The following is an 8,689-nucleotide window of genomic DNA, read 5'->3' on the forward strand; positions in this document are numbered from 1 at the left end:
GAACCCAAGATCACGCCTGTCGCCGCCTCGGACGATGGCCGCCCATTGCTGATGCCCGGTAAGAAGACCCTGTTCCAGCGTGTGCTGACCAAGCCCGATGCCCAGCTGGTGGCCCAGCCCGGCGATGCCTCGGGCGAGAAACTGCCGGCCTTCTCCGTGCTCTACGTCTACCAGCGCAAGGATGTCGGCGGCCAGGCCTGGGTCCAGGTCGGCGCCGCCAGCGACGGCCAGCGCGATGGCTGGCTGCCGGCCGCGCAGACCAGCGACTGGAAACAGAGCCTGGTGCTCAAGTTCACCGAGCGCTCGGGCCGTTCGCCGGTGATGTTCATGCGTCAGGTGGACGATGTGCAGCACCTGCTCGACGACACCGCCCAGGCCCGCGACAGCCTGCTCAAGGCGCAGAACCACCCCGACCAGGTGCCGCAGGTGATGGCCCTGGAGCCGGCGGCCAGCGCCGTGCCGCAGAACCAGTTCTACCTGATGCCGATCTTCGACTACCGCGAAAGCTTCGACGCCGGCGGCCAGCCGGTGCAGTTGCTCAACATCGCCTCCATCGACCCCGGCGCCAGTGCCCGCGACAGCGCGCCCAAGGCGGCCGGCGTGGCGGCGGTCGGTGACAACAGCTTCCGTACCGGCATCGTCCTGGTGGTGGACACCTCGGTGTCCATGCAGCCCTATATCGACCGCGTACGCCAGGTGGTCAGCGAGCTGCAGCAGCAACTGGCGGCCCGGGGCGAGCTGGACAGCGTCAGCTTCGGCCTGGTGGGTTTCCGCAACAACATCAAGCGCACCCCGGGCCTCGAGTACCTGAGCAAGACGCTGGTCAGCCTGGAAGAGGGCCGGGATCCGGCGCGTTTCCTCAAGGCCGCCTCGCAGGTCAAGGCCACCAGCGTTTCCAGCCATTCGTTCAACGAAGATGCCTTCGCCGGGGTGATGCAGGCTGTCGAGGGCATGGACTGGTCCGGCTACGGCGGGCGCCTCATCCTGCTGGTCAGCGATGCCGGCGCACTGCGCAAGAGCGACCCGTTCAGCAGCACCCAGATGAACGAGGCCGAGGTGCGCCAGGCCGCGCTGAGCAAGCAGATCAAGATCTACGCCCTGCACCTGCGCACCCCGGCCGGGGTAAAGAACCACGGTGCGGCCGAAAGCCAGTACCGCGTGCTCACCGCCGACAGCAACCCGCAGATTGGCGACCTCTACGTCGGCGTGCCGGGGGGCGAGGTCGGCGTGTTCGGCGAGCGCGTGCGCGAGATCGGCTCGACCTTCGCCGAGCTGGTGCACCAAGTGCGCAACCAGCAACCACAGCCGGTGCCGCTGCTGACCTCGGCCTCGGGGCTGGCCGCCAAGTCCCAGGCCATCGGCTATGCCATGCACATGGACTTCCTCGGCCGCCATGGCGCGAGCCAGGCGCCGCAGCTGGTCAGTGCCTGGACCGCCGACCGCGACCTGACCAACCCGACGCTGCCCACCCTGCAGGTGTGCGTGATGCTCACCAAGCTGCAACTCAACGACTTGCAGCAGTCGCTCAAGCTGATCGTCGATGCCGCGCGCAAGACCCGCAGCTCGCCGGGCGACTTCTTCAACGAGATCGCCAGCGCCAGCGCCTATATGAGCCGCGACCCTGGCGCCCTGCGCAAGGGCGCCAACCTGGCCCAGGGCGGGGTGCTCGGCGAGTACCTCGATGGCCTGCCGTACCGCAGCAAATCCCTGAGCATGACCCAGGACTTGTGGCTGTCGCTGTCGGTGGCCGAGCAGGAGGACTTCATCGACGAGCTGGACTCGAAGATCCGCCTTTACGAGACCTTCCACAACGACATGGCCAACTGGGTGCGCTTCGGCAACGCCGAGCCGGGTGACGCCCTGTACCGTGTCCCGCTGTCGACGCTGCCGTGATGATCCGCCTGGACGGGGTGCGCAAGACGCGCGGACAAGATGCCCAGCGCTACAGCCTTCAAGTCGACCGGCTGCACCTGGCCGTCGGCGAGCGGGTGGCGCTGGTCGGCCCCAGCGGCTGCGGCAAGAGCACCTTGCTCGACCTGCTGGCGCTGGTGCTGGCGCCGGATGCGGCGCAGGGCTTCGTCCTCGGTGGCGAGGATGTCGCCGGGCTGTGGCGCGGCCGTCAGCTCGACCGCCTGGCCAGCTGGCGCAGCCGTCACCTTGGCTACGTGCTGCAGGCGGGGGGGCTGCTGGGTTTTCTCGATGTGCGCGGCAACATCCGCCTGCCACGCCAGTTGCTGGGGCTTGGGGATGACGGCAGCGTCGAGCGTCTGGCCGAAGCGCTGGATGTGCACGACCAGCTGGGCAAGAAACCTGCCGCCCTGTCCCTCGGCCAGCGTCAGCGGGTCAGCTGCGCCCGCGCCCTGGCCCATGCCCCGACGCTGCTGCTGGCCGATGAACCGACCGCCGCGCTGGACCCGGTCAACGCCGAGCGGGTGATGCAACTGTTGCTGCGCGAGGCCGAGGCGCGCCAGGTGACCTGCGTGGTCGCCACTCACGACGAGGCCCTGGCCCGCCAGGCCGGGCTGACGGTGCTGCGCATGGCTTGCCGGCGCGAGGCCGACGGCGGCGTCACGGCAACGCTGGAGCGGGCCGCCTGATGCGCCCGCTGCTGATCGCCGGGCTGGCCTGGCAGGACTACCGCAACGATGCGCGGCTGTCGGCGTGTGGCGTGTTGGCGCTGGTGGCGGTCATCGCGCCGTTGCTGGTGCTGTTCGGCCTGAAGTTCGGCCTGGTCGGCAGCCTCACCGAGCGCCTGCAGCGCGACCCGGGCGTGCGCGAGATCATTCCCTTGGGCGGCGGGCGCTTTCGCGCCGAGTTCCTCGACGAACTGGCACAGCGTCCGGGAGTGGCCTTCGCCATCCCGCGCACCCGCCAGATCGCCGCCACCGCCGAACTGCTGTTGCCCGCCCACGGGCGTGGCCTGACGGTTGAAATGCTGCCTACCGCCGAGGGCGATCCCTTGCTGGCCCAGGTCGCTGCCCCATCGGGGGTGCAACAGGTGGTGCTGAGCTTTACCGCCGCGGAAAAGCTCGGTGCCAGGGCCGGGGACGAGCTGCAGGCCAGCTTCAGCCGCCAGCAGGCCGGGCAGATGCAATGGCGGCAGACGCGCCTTCAGGTCATCAGCGTGTTGCCCCTGGCCGCGTTCGAGCGCGATGGTCTTTTCGCGTCGTTGCAGTTGCTCGAAGCCGTCGAGGACTACCGCGATGGCCGCGCGGTGCCGGCACTGGAGTGGCAAGGCGAGGCGCAAGGCCCCCTGGCGCAGCGGGTATACCCGGCGTTTCGCCTGTATGCCCGCGAGCTGGCCGATGTCGAGCCACTGCGCCAGTTCTTCGCCGAGCGCAAGCTGCTGGTCTCGACCCAGGCCGCACAGATCGCCCAGGTGCAATCGCTCAGCCGCAACCTCGACCTGGTGTTCTGGATCATCGCCAGCCTGGCCGTGGCCGGCGCCGTGGCGGCCATCGCCGCGGGCGCGGTGGCGGCGGTGGAGCGCAAGCAGCGCGAGCTGGCGGTGCTGCGCCTGCTGGGCTTCGGCACCGCCGCGCTGCTGTTGTTCGTGGTGCTCCAGGCGCTCTACAGCGGCCTTCTGGCCGCCGCCGTGGCGGGACTGTTGTACCTGCTGGCCGAACACGGCCTGAACCGGCTTTTCATGCAAGTGCCCGGCGAGTTCGCCAGCCACCTGCTGCCCATGCACTACCTCGTTGCGTTGTGTGCCGTGCTGCTGGCCAGCACTGCCGCCGCCGCCCTGGGCGGCTGGCGGGTAGCGCGCATCGAGGCTTGCCAAGGAATACGTGATGTCTGATCGCCGTCTCGGGGCTGCCGCCCTGATCCTCACCGCGCTGAGCCTGGGTGCCTGCTCCCCGGCCGATGGCGACGACAAGGCCAAGCCGGCCGTGCAGTCGCAGGCCGCGGCCGACAGCAAGTTCGACAACCCCAAGCCGTTGCCGGGCGATGTCAGCCTGCCGCTGCCCTGTGGCGGCGAACTGGTGCTGCGCAGCGTCTATGTGCTGGCCCAGGGCAGCCTCGACGACCGCGAGGTCAACCTCGGCTACCCGTTCAGCGAAGGCGAGGCCGGCTACAAACAGTCGTTCATCTCCGGTTACCGACGCGACTTCATCAACGGCCAGTTCAGCCTGCAGGACTTGGCGCCGCAGTGGCAGAAGGCGGTCGGCCCGAGCCTGCCAAAGGTCGAGAAAGGCAGCCCGCTCACGCCGATGATGTACTTCATCGGCAAGTACGAAGTGACCGCCCGCCAGTACGCCCAGGTGATGGCCCAGGCGCCGTCGCTGGCCGGCGGCGACGCGGCGCCGGCCTGCGAGGCGAACAACGACGCGGCGGGGCGCCTGCCCAAGGTCAAGCTGTCGCGCTTCGAGGCCGAACGTTTCGCCGCCGTCTACAGTGCTTGGCTGATGAAGCACCATCGCGACCTGCTGCCGGTCAGTGGCCGTGGCAGCAAGGCCGAGGACGGTGGCACCGGTTTCGTGCGCCTGCCCACCGAAGTCGAGTGGGAGTTCGCCGCCCGTGGTGGTTCGGCGGTCAGCCGCCAGGAACTGGAAGGACGGTTGTTCCCGCGCAAGGTCGAAGGCGCCGACAGTGAAGGACCGCTGGCCGACTTCGCGGTGTTCAACCAGGTCGCCGGCGGCACCGGGCAGGCGGCGCGGCTGATGCCGATCGGTACCAAGCAGCCCAACCCGCTGGGCTTGTTCGACGTGATCGGCAACGCCGCCGAGATGGTCCAGGAGTCGTTCCAGCTGGTCAACGCCGGGCGCCTGCAGGGCGCCTATGGTGGCTTCGTGGTCAAGGGCGGCAACTACCTCGAGGGCGAGGGCACCCTCTTCACCGGCATGCGCCGCGAGTATCCGCTGTTCGGCGCCGACGGCACCGAGCAGCGCAACGAGACCACCGGTTTTCGCGTAGCCATCGGTGCCCTGTCGGCCCCGCGCTCACGCTACCAGGAACTGTTCGAGCAGTGGCAGAAGGAAGGCCGGCTGGCCGGCCTGACCGACGACATCGACGCCGCCCAGGACCCGACCAAGCGCCTGGACAGCATCATCGCCGCCGCCACCGACCCGCGCCAGCAAGCCGAGCTCGGCCTGGTCAACGAAGAGCTCAAGCGCAACGTCTCGTTGATCGCCCGCCAGCGTGAAGAGGCCGCCGGCAACCTGATCCAGTCCGCCGCCCTGGTGGCCGAGACTGTCAACAACTACAACATCCGCCTGACCAACCTGCAGGCCACCCAGGCCAAGGCCGAGGCCTCGGGCGACCAGACCAGCGCGCGCATGTACGGCGCCGCCATCGCCAATGGCCGCGCCGCCCTCGACGGCGCCGTGGCGATCTACATCGACAACCTGGCCAGTGGCACGCGCTACACCGACGCGGTGATCCAGGCGCAGTTCCAGCGGGTCAAGGAAGAGCTCAATCGCAAGCCGGTCCTGGGCAACAGCCTGGTGACCCGCGCCACCCTGTTCGTCCGCCACGTCGGGGAGTACCGCCAGAACCGGCGGGCCGATCCGGCGACGATCCTCAAGGAGCTGCTGGCATCGGCCGCCCCGCGACCCTAAGGACAGCTTCGACAGAAAGGACTCCCGGGTGGCACGAAGCCTCCGGATACCGAGAAACCCAAGAAGAGAAACCAGACCATGTTCACCCGCAAACCCCTGATCACTGCATCCCAGGCCCGTACCGCGCTGCTGCTGGCAGCCGGTTTCAGCACCGTGCTGTTGAGCGGTTGCGCCAGCTCGCCCGTGTCCAAGGTCGGCGCCACGACCAAGGTCGAGTACTACCCCAACTGCTACGAGCCGGTGCAGCACCTGCGCTCCACCGACGGTGACATGACCCGCTCGGTCGCCACCGGCGCGCTGCTCGGCGCGGTCGGCGGCGCCCTGACCGGCGCCCTGGTCGACAAGGAAAACCGTGGCCGCAATGCCGCCATCGGTGCCGCCGGTGGCGCCCTGGTCGGCGGCGCGGCCGGCTACTACACCGAGCGTCAGAAGCAGATCAGCGACGACAAGCAGCGTATCGCCTCGTACGCCACCGATATCGACAAGAGCGCCGCCGACCTGGACCGCACCACCGCCTACGCCAAGTCGTCGCAGTCCTGCTACCAGCGCGAGTTCGCCAGCCTGATCCAGAACCGCAAGGCCGGCCGCATCAACGACACCGAAGGTCGCAAGCGCCTGGCCGAGATCGTTGCCGGCCTGCAGGAGTCGAACAACCTGCTGACCACCGTCAACGGCCGCCTGGGTGAGAACCTGAACAACTACACCCAGGCCTACGAGCAGGACCTCAAGCAGGTCGGCGTCGCGCGCACCGACGTGGTCGCCGTGGCCGAGCCGCCGAAAGTGGCGACCACCGGCAAGAAGAAGGACGTGAAGAAGGTCCAGCCGGCCAAGACCAACACCAAGGTGCCACAGGAAGCGGTGGCCACCGAGAAGACCCTGCAGAACGCCAACGGCAAGAAAGCCGAGGCCCAGCAGGTGGCCAAGGCCGGTACCGACCAGGTCAACGCCATGTGCCGCAACCCGGACATGGGTGACTGGGCGCCGGTGCCGTGCCCGAACGTGTGATGCCTTGAGCGCCTGTGGGATCGGGTGAACCTGTTCCCACGGGTGTGCTGCTATCTGTGTAAGGAAACCACCCCGTGACAGATCTTCTGGTCAACTCCCTGGCCAACAACTCCCAGTTCCTGGCACGCCAGCGCATCCAGGCGCGGATCAACCTGCCGCAGATGTTCGCCGCCATCGACGCCGACCCGCGTATCGTCGGTGCCGGTGTGGTGTACATCGACGCCGAATACAACATTGTCACCCTGCGTGAGTTTCAGCCGATCTGCAGCATCCGCCCCAAGCGCGTGATCCTGCGCGAGATCAAGAAGTACCAGACACCTGACCAGTACACCCAGCAGCTGCAGCACAATCCGCGCGAGTCGCGGGTGGTCAAGGAGGCGGTCAACACGACCCTTTCCTGCGCGGGCGCTGTGATCGGCTGGTTCGTGGTGTTCAGTGGCACCATTGCCGCACCTTTTTCCGGCGGTACCAGCCTGGTACTGACCTATATCGGTGGCGCCGCCGCCACCGCCAGCAGCATCCAGTGCGGCATTGGTGTAATGCGCACGGTTCGTGAAGTGACCAACCCAGCGGCCAACGATGCCCTCGATGAGAACCAGTGGTACCAGGCCGCCTCGATGGTGCTCGATGGCGTCTCGTTGCTGGGGGTCGGCGCGTCGGGCCTGAGTACGTTGAAGTACCTGCAAGTACACAAGGCCGCCACGGGGCGGAGCTGGCTGGAGTTGTCCAAGAGCCTCAGCCGCCAGCAGCGCAAGGCGCTGACCGACGAGCTGCTGTCGATCAAGCACCCGAGTCTGACGGCCAAGCAGATCAAGTTGCAGCAGGCGGCAGGGACCATGACCAAGCGCTACACCCCGACCGAGATCAGCCACGCCACGCAGACCCTGATGCGCGACTCGCTCGGTGCCACCTTCGGGTTGGCCGGGAGTGCAACGGTGCAGAGCATCGCCGTAGGGCTATACGAAGAGATCGAGTGATGATGAAGCCTGCGCAATTCCAGACTTTCATGCGCCGTTACTTCCCGACGTTCTTGCTGGGGTTTTTCATTTGCCTCCTGTCGGCGGCGTTGTCAGCAACGCTGTGGATCGACAGTCACTGGCGTAATCACCCGGACAACCCCTTGTTCACCATGATGTCCAGCGCTGTACTGGTCTTGCTGCTATGTTCCGGGCATTTCGCGATGGTCCGCGGCTTCACATGGGCAGCATGGGTGGTGCTCCCTGTACCCACAGTGGCCTTGCTGATGGCGTTGAGCTTGCTCGGTAGCGGTGTGAATGCTGTGTTGCTGGCAATCTTGCTGGCGCTGCCATTGCTCGCGCTGCTGGTTTTCAACAGCCAGCGGCATCGGGAAATGCGCCGGCGGTTGGTGGAACTGCGCAAGGTGCGGCGTTAGCGAACGGCGCTACAGCTCTGCCACCAGGGCTTCCACCTGCTCCTGCCGCTCGGCCTGGCTGACCCGCGCCCCGCTATTGAGCGTGGACCACTGCGGATGCGCCCGTGCCCTGCGCAGTGCCTCGGGCAGCTTGCCCTCGCGCCAGCCCTTGTCGTCGGCAGGGGCCAGGCGAATGCTGTCCTGCGCCGCGTGCCCTCGCCCTTCCAGGGCCGTGACCAACTGCTGCTGACGCAACGCCAGCAGGCGCAGCACGGCGTCATCCACCGTCAATTCGCGCTGGCCCTTGAGCTTGCCCATCAGGCGCGAACCGTAGTTGCGCGCGGTCTGCAAGGCGCCGCCGGCGATGGCGCCCGCGAGCGCGGCGGCGCCCAGGGTCAGGCCGCCCACCAGCAGGTCCACGCCCGCGCCCGCCGCGGCACCGGCCGCCACGCCGCTGCCCAGGCGCACACCGAGTAGCTTCAGGGTTTCCGGGTTGAACAGGTCGTCGCCCCAGCGGCCGTCGAGCAGTGGCATGTCACCGGCATTGGCGTCCTCGCGGCGGAACGCATAGAGCTTGAGCAGCGACTCGACACAGCGTTGCTCGCGCTGGCGTACATCCTGGCGCAGGGCTTCGATGGCCCGTGCCTCGGCGGCAGGCTCTGCCTCGACGCTGCGTCGGCAGGCGGCGCAATCGAGCAGCAGCTCGGCGATCAGGCGTTTGCCGCTGTGCTGGCGGGCCTGGCGCTGGGCCTGC

General features: G+C 67.8%; 8 protein-coding genes. 7 read left to right on the forward strand and 1 reads right to left on the reverse strand.

Translation table 11 applies throughout. From position 1 onward, the window contains the following. The 7 genes from CC207_RS09535 to CC207_RS09565 all read left to right on the forward strand — a co-directional run. A partial coding sequence (locus CC207_RS09535; protein ID WP_143496105.1) for a vWA domain-containing protein occupies positions 1-1,893 on the forward strand: 1,893 nt, incomplete at its 5' end. Further along, positions 1,893-2,597 carry an ABC transporter ATP-binding protein gene (locus tag CC207_RS09540; protein WP_028689162.1) on the forward strand — a complete coding sequence of 235 codons (705 nt, stop codon included), beginning with the start codon at positions 1,893-1,895 and terminating at the stop codon, positions 2,595-2,597. The genes CC207_RS09535 and CC207_RS09540, both read left to right, overlap by 1 nt. Next, positions 2,597-3,799, forward strand: coding sequence for an FtsX-like permease family protein (locus CC207_RS09545; protein WP_028689161.1), 1,203 nt, complete (start codon positions 2,597-2,599; stop codon positions 3,797-3,799). The genes CC207_RS09540 and CC207_RS09545 overlap by 1 nt, the downstream gene beginning before the upstream one ends. Then, a complete protein-coding gene (locus CC207_RS09550) occupies positions 3,792-5,558 on the forward strand; it encodes an SUMF1/EgtB/PvdO family nonheme iron enzyme (protein WP_028689160.1) in 1,767 nt (588 codons plus the stop codon). The genes CC207_RS09545 and CC207_RS09550 overlap by 8 nt, the downstream gene beginning before the upstream one ends. Before the next feature lie 78 nt (positions 5,559-5,636). Then, on the forward strand, positions 5,637-6,563 hold the full coding sequence (tagQ, locus tag CC207_RS09555) for a type VI secretion system-associated lipoprotein TagQ (RefSeq protein WP_028689159.1): 927 nt from the start codon (positions 5,637-5,639) through the stop codon (positions 6,561-6,563). A 74-nt stretch (positions 6,564-6,637) separates the two neighbouring features. Further along, on the forward strand, positions 6,638-7,540 hold the full coding sequence (locus tag CC207_RS09560; protein ID WP_051555624.1) for an NAD synthetase: 903 nt from the start codon (positions 6,638-6,640) through the stop codon (positions 7,538-7,540). Continuing rightward, complete coding sequence (locus tag CC207_RS09565) at positions 7,540-7,956, forward strand: hypothetical protein (RefSeq protein WP_051555623.1); 417 nt, start codon at positions 7,540-7,542, stop codon at positions 7,954-7,956. Before CC207_RS09560 ends, CC207_RS09565 begins: the two co-directional genes overlap by 1 nt. A gap of 9 nt (positions 7,957-7,965) precedes the next feature. Here the strand turns inward: CC207_RS09565 and CC207_RS27495 are convergent. Further along, positions 7,966-8,689, reverse strand: a 724-nt coding sequence (locus CC207_RS27495; protein ID WP_256582058.1) for a DUF3482 domain-containing protein, incomplete at its 5' end; no start/stop codon positions are given.

It is taken from the genome of Pseudomonas sp. DrBHI1 (assembly GCF_002205115.1).
GTDB classification, from domain to species: domain Bacteria; phylum Pseudomonadota; class Gammaproteobacteria; order Pseudomonadales; family Pseudomonadaceae; genus Aquipseudomonas; species Aquipseudomonas mosselii.